General features: G+C 64.1%; 17 protein-coding genes. 12 read left to right on the top strand and 5 right to left on the bottom strand.

What is annotated here, in order from left to right:
* Positions 1–71: 71 nt before the first annotated feature.
* The 3 genes from folD to fixL all read right to left on the bottom strand — a co-directional run bounded on the left by folD (position 72) and on the right by fixL (position 4311).
* Positions 72–926 carry a bifunctional methylenetetrahydrofolate dehydrogenase/methenyltetrahydrofolate cyclohydrolase FolD gene (gene folD / locus AB4Y35_RS34235; protein WP_342923683.1) on the bottom strand — a complete coding sequence of 285 codons (855 nt, stop codon included), beginning with the start codon at positions 924–926 and terminating at the stop codon, positions 72–74.
* 227 nt (positions 927–1153) lie between these two features.
* Positions 1154–1801 carry an oxygen response regulator transcription factor FixJ gene (fixJ, locus tag AB4Y35_RS34230; RefSeq protein WP_368707888.1) on the bottom strand — a complete coding sequence of 216 codons (648 nt, stop codon included), beginning with the start codon at positions 1799–1801 and terminating at the stop codon, positions 1154–1156.
* Positions 1798–4311, bottom strand: a complete 2514-nt coding sequence (gene fixL, locus AB4Y35_RS34225; protein WP_342923684.1) for an oxygen sensor histidine kinase FixL — start codon at positions 4309–4311, stop codon at positions 1798–1800. Before fixL ends, fixJ begins: the two co-directional genes overlap by 4 nt.
* A gap of 295 nt (positions 4312–4606) precedes the next feature.
* On the opposite strand from fixL, the gene aceE reads away from it, so the two are divergent.
* The 3 genes from aceE to lpdA all read left to right on the top strand — a co-directional run bounded on the left by aceE (position 4607) and on the right by lpdA (position 10914).
* Positions 4607–7303 carry a pyruvate dehydrogenase (acetyl-transferring), homodimeric type gene (gene aceE / locus AB4Y35_RS34220; protein ID WP_368686222.1) on the top strand — a complete coding sequence of 899 codons (2697 nt, stop codon included), beginning with the start codon at positions 4607–4609 and terminating at the stop codon, positions 7301–7303.
* A gap of 78 nt (positions 7304–7381) precedes the next feature.
* Entirely contained in the window at positions 7382–9052 is a 1671-nt protein-coding gene (aceF, locus tag AB4Y35_RS34215) for a dihydrolipoyllysine-residue acetyltransferase (protein ID WP_368707887.1), read from the top strand.
* Positions 9053–9147: 95 nt separating this feature from the next.
* Positions 9148–10914: a dihydrolipoyl dehydrogenase gene (gene lpdA, locus AB4Y35_RS34210; protein ID WP_368707886.1), complete on the top strand. Its 1767-nt coding sequence runs from the start codon at positions 9148–9150 to the stop codon at positions 10912–10914.
* 231 nt (positions 10915–11145) lie between these two features.
* On the opposite strand, the gene AB4Y35_RS34205 is transcribed toward lpdA, so the two are convergent.
* Entirely contained in the window at positions 11146–11724 is a 579-nt protein-coding gene (locus tag AB4Y35_RS34205) for a phasin family protein (protein ID WP_324140430.1), read from the bottom strand.
* A gap of 714 nt (positions 11725–12438) precedes the next feature.
* Here AB4Y35_RS34205 and pbpG point away from each other — a divergent pair.
* The 3 genes from pbpG (at position 12439) to AB4Y35_RS34190 (ending at position 14679) form a co-directional block, all read left to right on the top strand.
* Positions 12439–13623 (top strand): D-alanyl-D-alanine endopeptidase, encoded by a 1185-nt coding sequence (pbpG, locus tag AB4Y35_RS34200; protein ID WP_368707885.1) that lies wholly within the window; start codon positions 12439–12441, stop codon positions 13621–13623.
* 240 nt (positions 13624–13863) lie between these two features.
* Positions 13864–14151: a hypothetical protein gene (locus AB4Y35_RS34195; protein WP_368707983.1), complete on the top strand. Its 288-nt coding sequence runs from the start codon at positions 13864–13866 to the stop codon at positions 14149–14151.
* A 3-nt stretch (positions 14152–14154) separates the two neighbouring features.
* Positions 14155–14679 (top strand): helix-turn-helix transcriptional regulator, encoded by a 525-nt coding sequence (locus tag AB4Y35_RS34190; RefSeq protein ID WP_368707884.1) that lies wholly within the window; start codon positions 14155–14157, stop codon positions 14677–14679.
* A 68-nt stretch (positions 14680–14747) separates the two neighbouring features.
* Here the strand turns inward: AB4Y35_RS34190 and AB4Y35_RS34185 are convergent, their stop codons facing one another.
* Positions 14748–15548: an IclR family transcriptional regulator gene (locus tag AB4Y35_RS34185; protein WP_028204180.1), complete on the bottom strand. Its 801-nt coding sequence runs from the start codon at positions 15546–15548 to the stop codon at positions 14748–14750.
* A 190-nt stretch (positions 15549–15738) separates the two neighbouring features.
* On the opposite strand from AB4Y35_RS34185, the gene AB4Y35_RS34180 reads away from it, so the two are divergent.
* The 6 genes from AB4Y35_RS34180 (at position 15739) to AB4Y35_RS34155 (ending at position 20961) form a co-directional block, all read left to right on the top strand.
* Entirely contained in the window at positions 15739–16461 is a 723-nt protein-coding gene (locus AB4Y35_RS34180; RefSeq protein WP_368707883.1) for a (Fe-S)-binding protein, read from the top strand.
* Positions 16462–16563: 102 nt separating this feature from the next.
* A complete protein-coding gene (locus AB4Y35_RS34175; protein ID WP_368707882.1) occupies positions 16564–18000 on the top strand; it encodes a lactate utilization protein B in 1437 nt (478 codons plus the stop codon).
* Between the two features lie 159 nt (positions 18001–18159).
* On the top strand, positions 18160–18390 hold the full coding sequence (locus tag AB4Y35_RS34170) for a hypothetical protein (RefSeq protein WP_069265523.1): 231 nt from the start codon (positions 18160–18162) through the stop codon (positions 18388–18390).
* A gap of 108 nt (positions 18391–18498) precedes the next feature.
* Positions 18499–18981: a low molecular weight protein-tyrosine-phosphatase gene (locus tag AB4Y35_RS34165; protein ID WP_368707881.1), complete on the top strand. Its 483-nt coding sequence runs from the start codon at positions 18499–18501 to the stop codon at positions 18979–18981.
* Between the two features lie 154 nt (positions 18982–19135).
* Positions 19136–19669, top strand: coding sequence for a Fe-S cluster assembly transcriptional regulator IscR (gene iscR / locus AB4Y35_RS34160; protein ID WP_042264865.1), 534 nt, complete (start codon positions 19136–19138; stop codon positions 19667–19669).
* 68 nt (positions 19670–19737) lie between these two features.
* Positions 19738–20961 (top strand): IscS subfamily cysteine desulfurase, encoded by a 1224-nt coding sequence (locus AB4Y35_RS34155; RefSeq protein WP_069265526.1) that lies wholly within the window; start codon positions 19738–19740, stop codon positions 20959–20961.
* Positions 20962–21046: the final 85 nt, after the last annotated feature.

Here is a 21046-nt window from a genome sequence, read left to right as displayed (position 1 = left end):
CGCAAAAAGAAAGCGGCCCGTGATGGGCCGCTTCGGAAAATGTCATGCTGCGACGCGTCGCAGCGCGTGGCTTACGCGCCTGCCGCGCGCTCCGCGGCTTCGATCGTGTTCACGAGGAGCATCGTGATGGTCATCGGGCCGACGCCGCCCGGCACCGGCGTAATGAAGCCGGCTACGTCCTTCAGGCCCGCGAAATCGACGTCGCCGCAGAGCTTGCCGTTGTCGTCGCGGTTCATGCCCACGTCGATCACGGTCGCGCCGGGCTTGACCATGTCGGCGGTCAGCACGTTGCGCTTGCCCACCGCGGCGACCACGATATCGGCGTCGCGTGTGTGCTTCGCGAGGTCGCGCGTCTTGCTGTGGCAGATCGTGACCGTCGCACCCTTTTCGAGCAGCAGGAGCGCCATCGGCTTGCCGACGATGTTCGAGCGGCCGATCACCACGGCGTTCGCGCCTTCGAGCGGGATCCTGTATTCCTCGAACATCTTCATCACGCCATAGGGCGTGCAGGGGCGGAACAGCGGCTGGCCCGTCATGAGCGCGCCCGCGTTGGCGACGTGAAAGCCGTCCACGTCCTTTTCGGGCGCGATGGCCTCGATCACCTTGTGGCTGTCGATGTGCTTGGGCAGCGGCAGCTGCACGAGAATGCCGTTGATCTTCGGGTCGCGGTTCAGTTCGTCGATGCGCTTGAGCAGGTCGGCTTCGGAAAGCGACTCGGGATAGCGATCGTACGACGAGTAGAGGCCGTTGTCTTCGCAGGCCTTGACCTTGTTGCGCACGTAAACTTCGCTCGCCGGATTGTCGCCGACCAGCACGACGGCGAGTCCCGGCTGATGGCCGCGGGCGGTGAGGGCGGCGGCGCGCGTGGCGACCTCCGCACGCAGTTTCTTGGAGAGGGCGTTGCCGTCGATGATAGTGGCAGTCATGGTCGGTCGGGGTCGAGAGTGGGCAATGCGGGCTCTGTTTGGGCTCGTTTGGGCGCGAGCGCTGGCGCGCGTGGGGCGGGCGCCATTCGAAGGCCGACATTATACCCGCGCGGCGGGCGTGCTCCGCCCTGAACGGACGATGGGCGAGGGAAGAGAGCTGCGGCGAGATGCCGCCGGCAGCATTCGCGCGGCGTGGCGCGCGAATGCTGCCGGAGAAAGACGCACGCTTACTGTTGCGCCTGTTGCGGCTTGTTGGAGAGCGCGAGACGCAGCAGGTCGGCGACCGTGTTGACGTTGAGCTTCTCCATGATGTTGGCGCGGTGCGCCTCCACCGTCTTGATGCTGATCCCGAGGTCGTCGGCGATCTGCTTGTTCAGGCGGCCCGCGATGATGCGCTCGAGCACCTGGTGCTCGCGCGCCGTGAGCTTGCCGAGGCGTTCGGCGGCCGCGCGCTGTTGCTGCACGTTGGTGCTTTCGTTGCGCGCCTTGTCGAGCATGCGCTCCACCAGCTTGCGCAGCTCGGCTTCGTCGAAGGGCTTCTCGATGAAGTCCATCGCGCCCTTCTTCATGGTCGAGACGGCCATCGGCACGTCGCCGTGGCCCGTCACGAAGATGATCGGCAGCGAGGCGTTTTCGGCGATCAGACGTTCCTGCAGTTCGAGGCCGCTCATGCCCTGCATGCGCACGTCCAGAATCATGCAGGCGATCTGGCCAGCCTGTTGCGCCGGCTGGTATGACTCGAGGAACTCCTCCGCGCTATTGAAACACTGGACGCGGTAGCCGTTCGCTTCGAGGAGCCAACGCAGGGAGTCTCGTACGGCCTCGTCGTCATCGACAACAAAGACGGTTTCCTGGGTGGTGACTGGGCTGTTCATGGCTCTCCCGTAACGGTTTGTGGAGTCGGTTCGTCGGTGTTCCGCGAGAGGGTGTCCGATTCGCCGATAGGCAGACTGCAATGGAACGTTGCGCCGCTGATGTGGCCGTCGGATTCGACGTTGTTGACCACCCAGAGACGCCCGCGGTGCGATTCAATGATGGAGCGGCAGATGTTCAGGCCCATGCCCATGCCGTCCGACTTGGTGCTGTAGAAGGGCTCGAAGAGGCGCTCGGCCGTGGCTTCGTCGACGCCGGGGCCCTGATCGACCACGCTGATGCAGACGTTGCCGCCTTCGCGCTTCACGATCACGCGGATCACCGGGTCGATCGCATTCGGGCGCGCTTCGGCCATGGCTTCCGCGGCGTTCTTCAAGAGATTGACGAGCACCTGTTCGATCAGCACCGGATCGACGTAGATCACGGGCATGCGCGAACGCATGTCGGTCACGATGCGGATGCGGCGCTTGCGCGCCTCGATCTCGGCGAGGCCCACTGCGTCGGCGACGATGTCGGCCACGCGCGTGGCCTGGCGCTTGGGCTCGGAGCGCTTCACGAATTCGCGGATGCGCTTGATGATCATGCCCGCGCGCACGGCTTGCTGCGCCGTTTTCTCGAGCACGGGTAGCAGGTTGTCGGGCGCGGCACGGCCCGACTTCACGAGCGCGACGGTGCCCGAGGCATAGTTGTTGATCGCGGCGAGCGGCTGGTTCAGTTCGTGCGCGAGCGACGAGGCCATTTCGCCCATCGTCATCAGGCGGCTCGTGAACTGGAGCTTCTCGTCCTGCTGGCGGGCCAGTTCCTGCGCCTGCTTGCGCGTGGTGATGTCGGTCGCGATCTGCATCTGCGCGAGGTGGCCGTCCACCCACTGGATGTACTGGCGGCGCACTTCGAACCACTTCTGGATGCTCTCGACGTAGACCTCCTGCGCGTCCGCCGTGCTCTCGGTGAGCGCGGTGGCGGGCAGGCCGGCGAAGGCGTCGACCATGTCGATCGAGTCGGAAGAGGCGCTCGCCGAATCGAAGCCGCCGCCGCCCGCGAGTTCCAGATGGCCGTCCGGACGGATGCCGAAGAGATGGCGGTAATAGCGGTTCGCAAACAACAGTTCGGCTTCGTCGGCGGCGAGCACCGAGACGGCGGCGTCGAGGCTTTCGAGCACGGTGGTGAAGCGCTCGTGCGCCGCGGCGAGTTCTTCGCGTGCGCGCTTGGGCTCCGTGATGTCGGTCATCGACGACATCCAGCCAGTCTGGCGGCCCGAGCTGTCGATGAGCGGCGAGACATAGAGCCGCGCGTGGAACTGCGAGCCATCCTTGCGGCGCACGCGCAGTTCGAACCCCGAGGAGGGCGCCTTGCCGCGCAGCGTCATGTCGAGCTGGCGCTGCATTTCGGGGTAGGCGTCGCGCGGCCAGTAGGGAAACGGTGCGTTCTTGCCCACGAGGTCGCTTTCGTCCCAGCCGGTCATGCGGCAGAACGCCGGGTTCACGTGCGTGATGCGGCCGTGCATGTCGAGCACGCGCATGCCGATCAGCACCGAGTTTTCCATCGCGCGGCGGAAGAACGCCTCCGCGTAAAGCGCCTGCTGTGCCTCGAAGCGCTGCCGCGTGTGCTTCCAGAGGCTCCAGAGGCTCCACAGCACGAAGCACGACAGCCCCGCGACCAGCCACACGAGCGTGTTGTTCGTGAAGTTGGTCATCTGCGGATACGAGTACACGCGTACCGAAACACCCTGGCCAGGCGGGTCGAGCGGCAGGTCGTAATAGACGTCGCGCGGCAGGCGCGGACGCGTCGAGGTGGTCGCGAGCTCGCGGTTGTTCGCGTCGAGAATCGAAATCTTGTACTTGGCCGACAGCTCGGGCGGGATGTCGTGCTTCAGGATGCCTTCGACCGAAAACACGGCCGCGATCGACCCAAGAAATTCACGATCGCGGTATACCGGCGTTTGCAGCGTGATGTAGCCGTTACCGACGTCGTCGTAAATAAGCGGCGAATACACCTGGCGGCGCGTGGCGCGCGCCTCGGCGAAAGCGGCCTTCACGGCCTCGTCCATTTGCGCGTCGTTGGGCTTCGCGAGGCGCTGGCCGAAGACCGGCATTGCCGTGTTGGGCCAGCGCGGCTCCTCCTGGCTCGTGTACCAGTTGAGATAGAGGATCTCCGGATGGCCCTGCATGATGTCCGTGGTGGACGTCTGGAAATATTGCGGATCGCTGTGGCCCGCGGCGAGGTCGCGGGCGAGCGCCTGCAGCTGCTCCTGCGCGCCTGTCATGGAAAGCCGGATCTGCTGCTGGGCCCATGCGACGTTGCGGTAGAGCGTGTCTTCCTGCTGCTGTTGCTCGCGGCGGTTCAGGCTCCACAAGATCAGGCTCATGACGATCAGGAACACGAGGATCGACAGGAGCGGCGTCAGCAAATAGGAATTCGACCACCAGGGTCCGTGGTGCCAGCGGGATGGCGACGACTCGCCGGGCGTTCCGGGCGGCCGCGCCGAGCGTGCGAAAAGCCGTTCGGTCAACATGGCAAGGATTGTAGCTCAGCGTAAGACACGGAAATGCCGCGAAAAAAGCCGTAAATCGCCGATAAACAGGTGCAAACTGGCCGTTATCGGCGCAGGGGCGCGAACGATTAAGCGTGCGCTGCACCAATTTTTCACATTATAAAATCACATCTCGCAATTCGAAAATTTTGTTGCGCAATGGTGAGGGGGGTCATTACAATCGCCCCGAAGCTGCTGCGGTTGGCCCGGTCACGTCTTAAGCGTTGCCGCCCGCATGGTCCGATCAACAGCGTTCCCCTACATCCAGGAGACGAGCATGTCCGCTGTACCCGACGAAGTCCTCAAGTACGTTGCCGCCGACAAGGACGAGGATCCCCAGGAAACCGCCGAATGGCTTGAAGCGCTGGATGGCGTTATTTCGACTGTCGGCCCTGATCGCGCCCACTACCTGATCGAAAAGCAGATCGAATTCGCCCGCGTGCACGGCGAGCATCTGCCGTTCTCGGCGAACACGCCGTACATCAACACGATCCCCGTTGCCAACCAGGCCAAGAACCCGGGCGACCAGGACATCGAACACCGCATCCGCTCGTACACGCGCTGGAACGCCATGGCCATGGTGCTGCGCGCGGGCAAGCACACGAACGTGGGCGGCCACATCGCTTCGTTCGCATCGGCGGCCACGCTTTATGACGTCGGCTACAACCACTTCTGGCGCGCGCCCTCGGCTGAGCATGGCGGCGACCTCGTGTTCGTGCAGGGCCACTCGTCGCCGGGCGTCTACTCGCGCGCGTTCCTGCTCGGCCGTCTGACCGAAAAGCAGCTCGACAACTTCCGCCAGGAAGTGGGCGGCGAGGGCATCTCGTCGTACCCGCACCCGTGGCTCATGCCGGACTTCTGGCAGTTCCCGACCGTCTCGATGGGTCTCGGCCCGATCATGGCGATCTACCAGGCGCGCTTCATGAAGTACCTGCAGGCGCGCGGCATCGCCAGGACCGACGGCCGCAAGGTCTGGGCCTTCCTCGGCGACGGCGAAACGGACGAGCCGGAATCGCTCGGCGCGATCGGCATGGCCGGCCGCGAGCGTCTGGACAACCTCGTGTTCGTCATCAACTGCAACCTGCAGCGCCTCGACGGCCCGGTGCGCGGTAACGGCAAGATCATCCAGGAACTCGAAAGCGAGTTCCGCGGCGCGGGCTGGAACGTCGTCAAGGTCATCTGGGGCAGCCGCTGGGACGCGCTCTTCGCACGCGACAAGTCGGGCGCGCTGATGCGCCGCATGATGGAAGTGGTCGACGGCGAGTACCAGACGTACAAGTCGGAGTCGGGCGCGTTCGTGCGCGAGCACTTCTTCAACACGCCGGAACTGAAGGCGCTGGTCGCCGACTGGTCCGACGACGACATCTGGAACCTGAACCGCGGCGGCCACGACCCGCACAAGATCTACGCGGCGTTCCACGAAGCATCGAACTCGAAGGGCCAGCCGACCGTCATCCTCGCGAAGACGATCAAGGGCTATGGCATGGGCGAAGCCGGCCAGGCCATGAACATCACCCACCAGCAGAAGAAGATGCAGGTGGATCAGCTCAAGAAGTTCCGCGACCAGTTCCGCCTGCCGATCACGGACGAGCAGATCGTCGACGTGCCGTACCTCACGTTCGAGGAAGGCTCGAAGGAACTCGAGTACATGCGCCAGAAGCGCATGGACCTCGGCGGCTACCTCCCGGCTCGCCGCCAGAAGGCCGAGTCGCTGCCGGTGCCGGCGCTCGACGCATTCGAGCCGCTGCTCAAGGGCACGGGCGAGGGCCGCGAGATCTCCACGACGATGGCGTTCGTGCGGATCCTGAACATCCTGCTGAAGGACAAGGCGCTCGGCAAGCGCGTCGTGCCGATCGTGCCGGACGAGTCGCGTACCTTCGGTATGGAAGGCCTGTTCCGCCAGATCGGCATCTGGAATCAGCAAGGCCAGAAGTACGTGCCGGAAGATTCCGACCAGCTGATGTTCTACAAGGAATCGGAAACCGGTCAGATCCTGCAGGAAGGCATCAACGAAGCCGGCGGCATGTCGGACTGGATCGCAGCTGCGACGTCGTACTCGACGCACGGCGAGATCATGATCCCGTTCTACATCTTCTACTCGATGTTCGGCTTCCAGCGTATCGGCGACCTGGCCTGGGCAGCGGGCGACATGCGTTCGCGCGGCTTCCTGCTGGGCGGTACGGCGGGCCGTACGACGCTCAACGGCGAAGGTCTGCAGCACGAAGACGGCCACTCGCTCCTGTGGGCCGCTTCGGTGCCGAACTGCGTCAGCTACGACCCGACGTTCGGCTATGAACTCGCGGTCATCATGCAGGACGGTCTGCGCCGCATGGTGCAGGACCAGGAAGACGTGTTCTATTACGTCACGGTGATGAACGAGAACTACGAGCACCCGGCGATCCCGCAGGGCGAGAGCGTGGCGGCCGACATCATCAAGGGCATGTACTCGTTCAGGAAGGCCGACGCGAACGCCAAGGCGCCGCGCGTTCAGCTGATGGGCGCGGGCACGATCTTCAACGAAGTGATCGCCGCCGCCGACCTGCTGAAGAACGACTGGGGCGTCGAAGCCGACCTCTGGAGCGTGCCGAGCTTCACCGAACTCGCCCGCGAAGGTCACGAAGTCGAGCGCTGGAACCTGCTGCACCCGAGCGAGCCGCGCCGCGAATCGCACGTCGAGAAGCTGCTCAAGGACACGCAAGGTCCGATCATCGCTTCGACCGACTACGTGCGTGCACTGGTCGACCAGATCCGCGGTCTGGTGCCGCGCAAGTTCGTGGTGCTCGGCACCGACGGCTTCGGCCGTTCGGATACGCGTGAGAAGCTGCGTCACTTCTTCGAAGTCGATCGTTACTGGACCACGGTTGCAGCGCTCAACGCGCTCGCAGACGAAGGCAAGATCGAGCGCAAGGTGGTTGGCGAGGCGATCGCCAAGTACAACCTCGATCCGTCCAAACCCAACCCGATGACCGTCTAACCCATCACCCCTGTGCATGGCATGTGCGCCTCCCCGAAGCGGGGAGGCGTGTCGTATGCGGCCCCGGAGACACTAACAATGAGTCAAGCGATCGAAGTCAAGGTGCCGGACATCGGCGATTACAAGGACATTCCTGTGATCGAGGTGCTGGTGAAGGCGGGCGATACCGTCGAAAAAGAGCAGTCCCTCGTCACGCTCGAGTCTGACAAGGCGACCATGGACGTGCCGAGCCCGGCGTCGGGCACGGTCAAGGAAGTGAAGGTCAAGGTCGGCGACAACGTGTCGGAAGGCTCGCTCGTGCTGGTGCTGGACGGCGCCGGTGCAGGCGCTGCGCCCGCCGCTCCCGCGCCCGCCGCGAAGGCAGAGAAGGCCGCTCCTGCCGCCGCGCCCGCGCAAGCGGCTGCGCCGGCACCCGCTGCAGCACCCGCCGCGAGCGGCGGCGCGCAGTCGGTCAAGGTCCCCGACATCGGCGACTACAAGGACGTGCCGGTCATCGAGATCGGCGTGAAGGTCGGCGACCGGGTCGAGAAGGAACAGTCGCTCGTCACGCTCGAGTCGGACAAGGCGACCATGGACGTGCCGAGCCCCGTGGCCGGCGTCGTCAAGGCAATCCTGGTCAAGGTCGGCGACAACGTGTCGGAAGGCACCGAGATCGTCGTCGTCGAAGCGGAAGGCGCCGCGGCGCCCGCCGCCGCACCGGCTGCGAAGCACGTCGAAGAGCCGTCGGATGCGCCCCAGCAAGCGCCGGCCAAGGCCGCGGCCGCCGCACCGTCGGCACTCGCGCAGGCGCCGATCATTCCGGCAGGCGAAGGCGGCTCGCGCCGCCCGAGCCACGCCTCGCCGTCCGTGCGCAAGTTCGCGCGCGAACTCGGCGTGGACGTTGCCCGCGTGACGGGTACGGGTCCGAAGGGCCGCATCACCCAGGACGACGTCACCGCGTTCGTGAAGGGCGTGATGACGGGCCAGCTCGCAGCACCGGCCGGCGCTGCCGCCGCACCGGCTGCGGGCGGCGCGGGTCTGAACCTGCTGCCCTGGCCGAAGGTCGACTTCACGAAGTTCGGCCCGATCGATACGCAGCCGCTGTCGCGTATCAAGAAGATCTCCGGCGCGAACCTGCACCGCAACTGGGTCATGATCCCGCACGTCACGAACAACGACGAAGCGGACATCACCGACCTCGAAGCGCTGCGCGTGCAGCTGAACAAGGAAAACGAGAAGGCGGGCGTGAAGTTCACGATGCTCGCGTTCGTCATCAAGGCCTGCGTCGCGGCGCTCAAGAAGTTCCCGGCGTTCAATGCGAGCCTCGACGGCGACAACCTCGTCTTCAAGCAGTACTACCACATTGGTTTTGCCGCCGACACGCCGAACGGCCTCGTCGTTCCGGTGATCCGCGACGCGGACAAGAAGGGCCTCGCCGACATCGCGAAGGAAATGGCCGAGCTCTCGAAGCTCGCGCGCGAAGGCAAGCTCAAGCCGGACCAGATGCAAGGCGGCTGCTTCTCGATCTCGTCGCTCGGCGGCATCGGCGGCACGCACTTCACGCCGATCATCAACGCACCGGAAGTGGCGATTCTCGGCCTGTCGAAGAGCGCGATGAAGCCGGTGTGGGACGGCAAGCAGTTCGTGCCGCGCCTCACGCTGCCGCTGTCGCTCTCGTACGATCACCGCGTGATCGACGGCGCAGCCGCCGCGCGCTTCAACGCGTACCTCGCTACGATCCTCGGCGATTTCCGCCGCGTGATTCTGTAAAACCGATCTGACCGGCTCGCGCCGACGCGCCGCACGTCCACGACGTGCGCGCTGCGGCAGGCGCGGCCGGTCATCCTTTAGGGGTAGGGGACACCATGAGTCTCGTCGAAGTGAAAGTGCCGGATATCGGCGACTTCAAGGACATCGACGTCATCGAAGTCAACATCAAGGCGGGCGACGTCATCGAGAAGGAGCAGACGCTGCTCTCGCTCGAGTCGGACAAGGCCACGATGGAAGTGCCCAGCGACGTCGCGGGCACCGTCAAGGAAGTGAAGATCAAGGCCGGCGACAAAGCTTCGCAGGGCACGGTGATCGCACTGGTCGAAGCGTCGGAAGGGGCGGCCGCGCCGGCTCCGAAGGCTGAAGCGCCGAAGGCGGAAGCGCCCAAGGCCGCCGAAGCCCCGAAGGCCGCAGCGCCGGCTGCGCAAGCCGGCAGCTTCAGCGGCAGCGCCGATGTCGAATGCGACATGCTCGTGCTCGGCGCGGGCCCCGGCGGCTACTCGGCGGCGTTCCGCTCCGCCGACCTCGGCATGAAGACCGTGCTGGTCGAGCGTTATTCGACGCTCGGCGGCGTGTGCCTGAACGTGGGCTGCATTCCGTCGAAGGCGCTGCTGCACACGGCGCTCGTGATCGATGAAGCCGAAGCGCTCGGCTCGCACGGCATTACCTTCGGCAAGCCGCAGATCGATCTCGACAAGTTGCGCGACTTCAAGTCGGGCGTCGTCAAGAAGCTCACGGGCGGCCTCGCCGGCATGGCGAAGGCGCGCAAGGTCGAAGTCGTGACGGGCGTCGGTTCGTTCCTCGATCCGAACCACATGGAAGTGGTGGGCGAGAACGGCAAGAAGATCGTCAAGTTCAAGCAGGCGATCATCGCTGCGGGTTCGCAGGCCGTGAAGCTGCCGTTCATGCCGGAAGATCCGCGCGTGGTCGATTCGACCGGCGCGCTGGAACTGCGCCAGATTCCGCAGAAGATGCTCGTCATCGGCGGGGGCATCATCGGTCTGGAAATGGCCACCGTCTACGCGACGCTCGGCGCGCAGATCGAGGTCGTGGAAATGCTCGACGGCCTGATGGCCGGCGCGGACCGCGACCTCGTGAAGGTCTGGGAGAAGTACAACGCGAAGCGCTTCGCGAACGTCATGCTCAAGACCAAAACCACGATGGCCGAGGCGAAGGACGACGGCATCTACGTGTCGTTCGAGGGCGAGAAGGCGCCGGCCGAGCCACAGCGCTACGACCTCGTGCTGGTCGCCGTGGGTCGCTCGCCCAACGGTAAGAAGATCGGCGCGGACAAGGCGGGCGTGGCGGTGACGGATCGCGGCTTCATCGAAGTCGACAAGCAGATGCGCACCAACGTGCCGCACATCTTCGCGATCGGCGACGTGGTCGGCCAGCCGATGCTCGCGCACAAGGCCGTGCATGAAGGCCACGTCGCGGCGGAAGCGGCGCACGGCGAGAAGGCCTACTTCGACGCGCTGCAGATTCCTTCGGTGGCCTACACCGATCCGGAAGTGGCGTGGGCCGGCAAGACCGAAGACCAGTGCAAGGCCGAAGGCATCAAGTACGGCAAGGCGGTGTTCCCGTGGGCCGCTTCGGGCCGCGCGATCGCCAATGGCCGCGACGAAGGCTTCACGAAGCTGATCTTCGACGAAGAGACGCATCGCGTGATCGGCGGCGGCATCGTCGGCCTGAACGCGGGCGACCTCATCAGCGAAGTCTGCCTCGCGGTGGAAATGGGCGCGGATGCGACCGACATCGGCAAGACGATCCACCCGCACCCGACGCTGGGCGAGTCGATCGGCATGGCCGCCGAGCTGTACGAAGGCGTCTGTACCGACCTGCCGCCGCAGAAGAAGAAGTGAGTTCGTGCCGCGCCGCTCGTTGCGGCGCGCATGAAGAAACGGCGCACTCCGTGAGGGGTGCGCCGTTTGCTTTTGGGTTCTGCGGTAGGTGCTGCGAGAGGCGCCGGAGCGTAAAAAAGATTCCCGGTCGGCGACCGGGCAAGTGACATGCCAGGCGGCATGCCGGAGCGTTCAGGTCCGGCGCCCGGTGCGACGCTGCTTCAGCGCACGCACCGGATCAAGCTACAACCTTCAGACCGTCTTCTTGGCCGTGGCCGAAGCGGCAGCCGAGCGCGACGCCTGGGCGGCAGCCTTGCTCGCAGCAGCGGTGGCGGCGTTGAAGTTGCTTTCCGCCATTTCCACGGCTTGCTTCGTCGCCTTGTGGACCGTTTCGTAGGTCGTGTTCGCGGCGTTGATGGCCGACTTGATCACGGCGACTGCGGTTTCCGAGCCAGCCGGCGCATTCTTCGCGACGTTGTCGACGAGCGATTGAACCTTGCGGTTCTGCTCTTCGTAGTGGGCTTCGGCGACCTTCGCAAACTCAGCCTGGGTGGCCGAGGCGATTTCATACACATGACGGCCATACGACAGCAGCTTTTCGGTCAGCGGCTGGGCATAGCTCGTTTGCAGGGCCAGGAATTCCTGCGCGTCCTTCACCGACAGTGCGCGCTGGGCGTGTTCCTGCGATTCCGCCAGATTCGAGCGGACGGCCTGAAGGTTCAATTCGACGAGCTTTTCCACGCCTTCGAATGCCTTGCCGGTGAGGCCGAACAGGGTTTCGAGGTTGGCTTTCTGGGCAGCGGCGAATTGCTCAGGGGTCAGCAGACTCATGTTTACGCTCCTGGATGTCGGCGGCCTTCGTGGGTCGCCTGAAGTAAGTGGCACGGCGCTGGTGCTCTGTCGCTCGCTTTGTGCGTCGCAACATTGATTCGATTTTAGGATGCTCCAGAAGAAAGTCAAGGCTTTTTGGTGCGTCGCACAATGTCGATAATTTATTATTAAACAATCACTTATGCCCGGCGCATCGCGCAACCGCGACAACCTGCCAATGCCCCGTAGCGCGGGGCTCGCGGCGCGTTGACGAAGGCAGCGCGCAGGGTGGGGCAAGCGCGCAAACGCGGCTTCTGGCAAGATGCGGCATGGATCACGTGAACGCGTCTATAGGATTTCACCTGGGTGCGTCCACCGAATTCCTTCATGGAACGTTAATGATCCATTGCGGTCGAACGCGCGTCGCGCGGCACGGCGGCACTGGTAGTCAGACAAATCTCACCCGTTTTTTCCTCAGTTCAAGTTCCTGCGACGAACGCCGTTAACGCAGCAAGCGCATTTTGCGTGTGCCGCAAACGTTGTCAGAAAACGGCGTCGCGGCGAGAGGAGTGGCTTGGCAATTGTCTGACTCCATCGAATGCGGGAAGTGCATTGGCCAGCTCAATCGGAGGTCATACTTCGGTTTAATGAGCGCCTATAAGTGCTTCAATTTGCGAATTTTTCGTGGTTTTACTACACTTGGCGAACGATCCCGCCGCTCCATCAAGAACACTAATGAAATCCGACAAGCTCCTGTCGTTCTCACTGATGCCGTCGTCGGTTATCAGCACCGCATTGTCGGTGGCTGTTTCCGTCGCGATCAGTGCGACGCTCGTGGCGCCTGAGGGCGCCTTTGCTGCGTCGCAAGACGCTGCGCCGGCCAAAACGGCCAAGGCGAAAAAAGCCACCAAGAAGGTTGCGAAGGCCGAGCCGGAAACGGCCAAGGCCAGCAAGAAGGCGGGCGCAACCCGTACCGTCGCCGCAAAGGACGACGATGCGCGTCCGGTGGCCAAAAAACGCCGCGTCACTTATACGATGAACGGTCGCCACCACTCGGCGGTGCGCCGTGTCGCGTTCGAACCGCGCCAGCCGACCGTGGGTCAGGCGTTCGGTCTGCACGATTCGCCCGACTCGCTGATGCTGCGCTCGGGCGTGGCGTACGTGGTCGACCAGAACACGCTCGAGCCGCTGTTCGACAAGAACTCGCACGCCGTCGTGCCGATCGCCTCGATCTCGAAGCTCATGACCGCGATGGTCGTGCTCGACTCGAAGGCGTCGCTCTCGGAACCGATCGAAGTCACGGACGAAGACCGCGACTACGAGAAGAACACGGGCTCGCGTCTTTCGGTGGGTTCGGTGCTCTCGCGCGAGGACATGCTGCACATCGCGTTGATGGCGTCGGAAAACCGCGCGGCGGCGGCGCTCTCGCGCTATTACCCGGGCGGGCGTCCGGCGTTCATCGCAGCGATGAACGCGAAGGCGAAGCAACTCGGCATGACCGATACGCACTTCGAGAATTCGACGGGGCTCACGAGCCACAACGTCTCGACCGCGCGTGACCTCGTGAAGATGGTGAACGCGGCGTACCAGTACCCGATGATTCGCCAGTTCTCGACCGACCGCAGCTACGACGTATTCACGGGCAAGCGCAATCTCGCCTACAACAGCACGAATGCGCTGGTCCGCAATGCGTCGTGGGACATCGGCCTGCAGAAGACGGGCTTCATCAACGAAGCGGGTGAGTGCCTCGTCATGCAGACGACGATCCACAATCGTCCGGTGATCATGGTCCTGCTCGATTCGAGCGGCAAGTACTCGCGCTTCGCGGATGCAACGCGCGTGCGCACGTGGCTCGACAATGGCGGCGCCGACCAGCAGCCGCGCATTACGAGCGCCGACGCAGGCGGCGCTGGGACCTGATCCCCGCCTTTGCGGATTTCCCGACAAACGCCCCGCAACCGCGGGGCGTTTTGCTTTCTGGTGCGTGCCGTTCGTCCTATGACGATCGGCAGACTGTTTCGTCGTTTGGTTCGTCGGCAACATTGTTCATTCAATGGTGGCCTGGCGTCCAATCCCGCCTGACTTCGGCGCGCGGTGATGCTGGCTCTTGATGGTTGTCAATTGACAACCATAGTGATCATGCATACACTGAGTCTGTCGATGAGACGATTGCACCCAAAGAAAGAAATCGAGGCCGTGCTTGTTCATGCCGAGAAACAGGGCTGGTTAGTTCAACCAGGTAAGAGTCACGGGCACGCATGGGGGCGAATGTACTGCCCATACAACGACGCTGCCTGTCGTTGCGGGGAATTCTGCATTACGAGCATCTGGAGCACGCCGCGTAATGCAGGCAATCACGCCTATGTGCTCAAACGCGTGGTCGACAACTGCACGACACATCGTATCAACGCGGCAGCTGCGTGTGCGGCGGCCGAAGCGCCGGAGTAAGTCATGAACTACCTGTTCACTCTCAAGTACCAGCTGGCAATCGAAGACAGCGATCACGAAGATCTCGTGGAGCGCCTCGCCGTTGCCGGCTGCGACGACGCGACGATCGGTGTGGGGTTGCCGGGCCGAATCGCGCTGACGTTCTCGCGCGACAGTGCGAACGCATGGTCGGCAATCTTCACGGCGCTGCAGGACGTGAAGCAGGCGGTGCCTACCGCGCGCCTCGTGGAAGCCGCACCAGACTTTGTCGGTTTGACCGATGCCGCGGACATGACCGGCATGTCCCGCCAGAACCTGCGCAAGCTGATGCTCGGGCACGCGGCGGAATTTCCTCAGCCCGTGCACGAGGGCAATCCGTCGCTATGGCATCTTAGCGACATCCTGGCCTGGCTGAAGGGGCGCGACGCATACAGCATCGACATGGCGCTGCTCGAAACGGCGCGAACGGCGAAGCAGGTGAACTTGGCAAAAGAAGCGCGCCATCTCGACACGAAGCTGAGCCGCAAACTCGATGAAGTGGTCGCGTGAGGCACGCGGCGAGCCAAAAAAAAGCGGAGGGCACGCCTCCGCTCTTCTCGATGTGCTTCGCCCCGACTTCAGGCGGGCTGCACGTTGCCTTCGGCGGGCTCCGGGTGATAGCCCAGTGACTCCGAAATCGTGAGCGCCGTCTTGCTCAACTGGCCGAGCCACGAATCCTGCAGGCGGTCCGCGGGCGCCGAGAGCGAAAGGCCCGCCACCAGTTTGCCCGTGTCGTCGTAGATGCCGGCGGCGATGCAGCGCACGCCCAGTTCGAGTTCTTCGTTATCACGTGCGCAGAATTGCTGGCGTACGTGAGCGAGTTCGCGCTCGAGGCGTCCGAGGTCGGTAATGCTGTTGCGCGTGTGACCCGACAAGCCGGTGCGCGTGGCGTACGCGCGCACGCGGTTCGCTTCGTCGGCGGCCAGAAAGAGCTTGCCGACCGAAGTGAGGTGCAGCGGAGCCCGGCCGCCAATCGCGCGCACCACCTGCATGCCCGAGCGCTCCGAATAGGCGCGTTCGATATAGACGATTTCGTCGCCCTGACGCACGGAGAGGTTGACGGTCTGGCCCGTGAGACGGTGCAGTTCGCGCATCGGCGTAAGCGCCGCGTCGCGCACCGAAAGCCGCGCTTTCACGAGGTTGCCGAGTTCGAGCAACCGCATGCCAAGCCGGTAGGTGCCGGGATCGGAGCGGTCGACGAGTCGGCAGCTCACCATATCGTTCAGGATGCGGTGCGCAGTCGAAGGATGCAGTTCGGTGCGCTGCGCAAGTTCCTTCAGGCTGACAGGGTCGCTGTGCGCGGCCAGCGCGTCCAGCAGGCGCATCATGCGCTCGATCACCTGAATCGAGGTCTTCGGATCTGGATGGGTGTCGCTCATGAGTTCAGATTCGTTTGACACGTGAGGCGGAAAATGCATTGTATCTCGTATTGTGAAAAAAGTAAGCGCCAGGACCAAGACTCGCGCTGCGCTGCGGCATCGCGCGCGACGGGCGAGGGCGATGCAGGCCGGCGTTGGTCATGGCGGCGAAACAAAGGATAATCGGGGACGGTTTTCACGAGGAGTTCCCATGCGAGTCGGTTTGTTCGTCACGTGCCTCATCGACACGATGCGTCCGGAAATTGGCTTTTCGACGCTCAAATTGCTCGAAGAGGCGGGCTATGAAGTCGTCGTGCCGCCCGCGCAAACCTGCTGCGGCCAGCCGGCCTACAACTCCGGCGAGCGCGCCATCGCGCGTGACCTCGCCGAAAAGACGCTGCGCGAATTCGAGCAGTTCGACTATCTCGTCGTCCCTTCGGGTTCGTGCGGCGGCATGATCCGCGTGCACTACGGCGATCTGTTTCGCGACGATCCGGAATTGATGGCGCGCTACGGCAAGTTGCGCGAGCGCGTCTACGAACTCACGGATTTCCTCGTGAACGTCGCCAAGGTCACGCTGCCGCAAGGCGAGTTCAGCGGGCCGGTGACGTATCACGACTCGTGTTCAGGCCTGCGTGAGCTTGGGGTCAAGGCGCAGCCGCGCGCGTTGCTCGCCCAGCGCGGCGTCGAAGTGCGCGAGATGAAGGACTGCGAGCACTGCTGCGGCTTCGGCGGCACCTTTGCGGTGAAGTACGGGGACATCTCGACGGCCATTGCAGACGAAAAATGCGCGAATGTTCAGGCGAGCGGCGCGGGCGCGGTGGTGCTCGGCGACCTCGGCTGCATGTTGAATATCGAAGGGCGTTTGCGCCGCACCGGCGACACCACCACGCGCGTGCTGCACATCGCGCAAGTGCTGGCCGGCGACGTGTGATGCGCCGCCGGCTGCCGCCGCTCGCTTCGTGCGGAACGTCCGAATAGCCTCGGACCTCGACCCCAGACCTCGCCGAACACCGCTCAACCTCGCCCTCACGCCATGCAAGTCCAATCGATGCAGTTCAAGGCGCGCGCCGGTCAGAAGCTGGCCGATCAGCGTCTGCAGCACAACCTCAAGAAACTTTCGACCAAGTTCGTCTCCGCGCGCGCCGAAGCGATCACCGCGATCGATTTCCCGGCCACGCGCGCGGCGCTCAAGGCGCGCCGCAACCGCGCGCTCGACAATCTCGACGTCTGGCTCGAGCAGTTCGAGACCGAGGCGGCGCGGCGCGGCGTGACCGTGCTCTACGCGGAAACGGCGCAAGACGCGGCGAAGCTCGTCGCGGACATCGCGCGGCGCCACGACGTGCACAAGGTCATCAAGACCAAGTCGATGGTTTCGGAGGAGATGCGGCTCAATACGGTGCTCGCGGAAATGGGCGTGCAGTCCATCGAGACCGATCTGGGCGAGTACATCCTGCAGATCAACGACAACGAGCCGCCGAGCCACATCATTGCGCCCGTCGTCCACAAGGACAAGGACGAGATCGCCGATCTCTTCGCGAAGACGCACCACAAGCCGCGCCTGACCGAAATCCCCGACATGACCCGCGAGGCGCGCGAAGTCCTGCGCCCGCATTTTCTGTCGGCGGACATGGGCGTGACGGGCGGCAACTTCCTCGTCGCGGAAACGGGCTCGGTCGTGCTGGTGACCAACGAGGGCAACGAGGGCATGTGCACCGTGATGCCGCGCGTGCATGTGGCGGTGACGGGCATCGAGAAGGTGCTGCCTACGCTCGAAGACCTCGCCACCGCCATGCGTCTGTTGCCGCGTTCGGCAACGGGGCAGGCCACGTCGAACTACTTCTCGGTTCTCACAGGCCCGCGCGGGCCCGAGGACCGGGACGGCCCCGAGCACATGTACGTCGTGCTCGTGGACGGCGGCCGCACCGGCCTGATCGGCGGCGAATTCCAGGAGATGCTGCGCTGCATCCGTTGCGGGGCGTGCATGAACCACTGCCCGGTCTACCAGAAGGTGGGCGGCCACGCGTACGGCTGGGTCTATCCGGGGCCGATGGGCTCGGTGCTCACGCCAAGCTACGTCGGCATCGAAAAGACGCTCGATCTGCCGCAGGCCGCAACGCTGTGCGGCGAGTGCAATAGCGTCTGCCCGGTGGGCATCCCGCTTTCGGACCTGCTGCGCAAACTGCGCGAGAAGCAAACAGAGCGGCACCTGCGTCCGTGGCGCGAGCGCGCGGCGCTCGCAGCCTGGGGCTGGCTCGCGCTTCACCCAACGGCCTACGCGCTGCTCACCAAGCTCGGCGTGCGCATACTCGAGCGCATGGGCGGGCAGGCCAGGCTCATTCGCAAGCTGCCATTCGCGCACGGCTGGAGCAACGGGCGCGACATGCCCGCGCCGGTCGGGCGCACGTTTCGCGAGTTGTACGCGGCGCGGCACACGCACCTGGACACGACGAAGCGCTCCGAGCAGGCCTGACGCGCGCGCATCGGTCAAGTCGGGTTTGCCGACTATTTAAGCTGGCGCAACAGTGTGTTCATCCGGACCGGGTTTTTCCTGATTGCGACTCTCTATATCATCTCGACTGGCGATAGTGCGTCCGCACCTGTCGCTTCACAGTCGATAGAGAGTCGCATCATGAGAAAGAAAATAACGGTGTACTGGCCGCTGGCGCTGATCGTGCCGCTCGCGGTGATCGCATGGATCCATGCATGGAAGACCGCCGAGCAGCAAATGCCGCTCGCCGCCGATCAGGTCACGGCAGAACTCGCTCGCGCCGTGTCGTATGGCCTCGTGGGCAGCGAAGGCAAGACGCCGGTGAAGGCGATGAACGGCATCGCGACGCTGCCGCGCTCGAACGCGATCTGATGATCGCGCCGGCGCCAACGCGCCGCGCAGCGCGTTGTTCGTGCGCTTTGTATAATTTGAGATTCGCCGCCGCGCGCTGAACGCCTTCCGTTGCCCCAGCCCCCACGAATGAAAAAGGTTTCCGTCTGCTTCGTTTGTCTTGGCAATATCTGCCGCTCGCCCACGGCCGAGGCCGTGATGCTGCGTCTCGTCGACGAGGCGGGGCTGGCGGGTCGCGTCGAGGTCGATTCGGCGGGAACGGGTGACTGGCACATCGGCGAGGCGCCCGACGAGCGCGCCCAGCGCGCCGGCGGCCTGCGCGGCTACGCGCTCGCGGCGTTGCGCGCCCGGCAGATCGACGCCGACGATTTTCGCCGTTTCGACCTGATCGTGGCGATGGACGACGCCAACGTCAGCGCGCTTCAGGGCGTCTGCCCGGCGAGCGAGCGCGACAAGATCCGCCTGCTGATGGAATTCGCGCCGCAGGCCGAAACGCGCGTCGTGGTCGATCCCTATTTTGGCGGCGACGCGGGCTTCGAAACGGTGCTCGATCAATGCGAAGCCGCCTGCGCGGGTCTGCTCGCCGCATTGCGTCCGCAACTGGCGGATTGAGATGAGCGGCGCGGATCTGCCGAATGCAGAAATCGCGCCATTTTTGCGATTCGCCGCGCACCTAATAACCCAGATCGCGACGTTGATACTTGACTAAACTAGTCATGTATTTATACTTGACGAAAATTGTCGAGAATTGCGGTTCCCATACATCATGAGACTCACCACCAAAGGCCGTTTCGCCGTCACGGCGATGATTGACCTGGCGCTGCGCCAGGAGCAGGGCCCGGTGACGCTTGCGGGTATCAGCCAGCGGCAGCACATCTCGCTGTCGTACCTCGAACAGCTGTTCGGCAAGCTGCGCCGTCATGAAATCGTCGAATCGGTCCGTGGGCCGGGCGGCGGGTACAACCTCGCGCGCCGCGCGGAGGACGTCACGGTCGCGGACATCATCATCGCGGTGGACGAGCCGCTCGACGCCACCCAGTGCGGCGGCAAGGGCGCCTGCGAGGGCACCAAGCAGCACGACGGCCACTGCATGACGCACGAACTCTGGTCGACGCTGAACCAGAAAATGGTCGAGTACCTCGATTCGGTGTCGCTCAAGGATCTGGTGGACAAGCAGCGCGCCCGCGAAGGCGCCGCGCCCGCCGTCCTGCGCGATCGCCGCGCCGAGGCGCCGGCGGTGGAGCCGGTCAGGGCGATGCCGCTGGGTCCGAACTCGATCTTCAACATGGCGGGTTCGTAAGTCCTTCGAGCGTCGCCAGAAAGCAATACACAGTACAGCGCAGCACACAAGATTCCCCGGAGCGATAGATGAATAACGACATTCCCCACCTGCCCATTTACATGGACTACAGCGCGACGACCCCCGTCGACCCGCGCGTGGTGGACAAGATGATTCCGTATCTGCGCGAGCAGTTCGGCAATCCGGCGTCGCGCAGCCACGCCTATGGCTGGGATGCGGAGCGCGCCGTCGAAGAGGCGCGCGAGCAGGTCGCAGCGCTCGTCAACGCCGACCCGCGCGAAATCATCTGGACCTCCGGTGCCACCGAATCGGACAACCTCGCGATCAAGGGCGCTGCGCACTTCTACAAGAGCAAGGGTAAGCACATCATCACGGTGAAGACCGAGCACAAGGCCGTGCTCGACACCTGCCGCGAGCTCGAGCGCGAAGGCTACGAAGTCACGTATCTGGACGTCAAGGACGACGGCCTGATCGACCTCGAAGCGTTCAAGGCCGCGCTGCGCCCCGACACGATCCTCGTTTCCGTCATGCACGTGAACAACGAGATCGGCGTGATCCAGGACATCGCGACGATCGGCGAAATCTGCCGTGAGAAGGGCATCATTTTCCACGTCGACGCTGCGCAATCCACCGGCAAGGCGCCCATCGACCTGCAAAAGCTCAAGGTCGACCTGATGTCGTTCTCGGCGCACAAGACCTACGGCCCGAAGGGCATCGGCGCGCTGTACGTGCGCCGCAAGCCGCGCGTGCGCATCGAAGCGCAGATGCACGGCGGCGGCCATGAGCGCGGCATGCGCTCGGGCACGCTGGCCACGCACCAGATCGTCGGCATGGGCGAAGCGTTCCGCATCGCGCGTGAAGAGATGGCCACGGAAAACGAGCGCGTGCGCATGCTGCGCGACAAGCTCCTGCGCGGCCTGAAGGAAATCGAAGAAACCTACGTGAACGGCGACATGGAACAGCGTGTCCCGCACAACCTGAACATCAGCTTCAACTTCGTCGAAGGCGAGTCGCTGATCATGGCGGTGAAGGACGTGGCGGTGTCGTCGGGTTCGGCGTGCACTTCCGCATCGCTCGAGCCGTCGTACGTGCTGCGCGCGCTCGGCCGCAACGACGAGCTGGCGCACAGCTCGATCCGCTTCACCGTGGGCCGCTTCACGACGGAACAGGACGTGGACTACGTGATCAACCTGCTGAAGACGAAGATCGCCAAGCTGCGCGAGCTGTCGCCGCTGTGGGAAATGCATCAGGACGGCATCGATCTGTCGACCATCCAGTGGGCCGCGCACTAAGCAAGGCGGCGCAGTTAGCAGCGAACAACGAACCGGCCGCAGCGCAATGAGCAGTCAACTGCGTGCAGCGCGGCAAACACGAATT

It is taken from the genome of Paraburkholderia sp. EG286A (genome assembly GCF_040965375.1).
Classification (GTDB): Bacteria; Pseudomonadota; Gammaproteobacteria; order Burkholderiales; family Burkholderiaceae; genus Paraburkholderia.
Note: the sequence above shows the minus strand (reverse complement) of the source record. Positions and strands in the feature narration are given on the sequence as shown.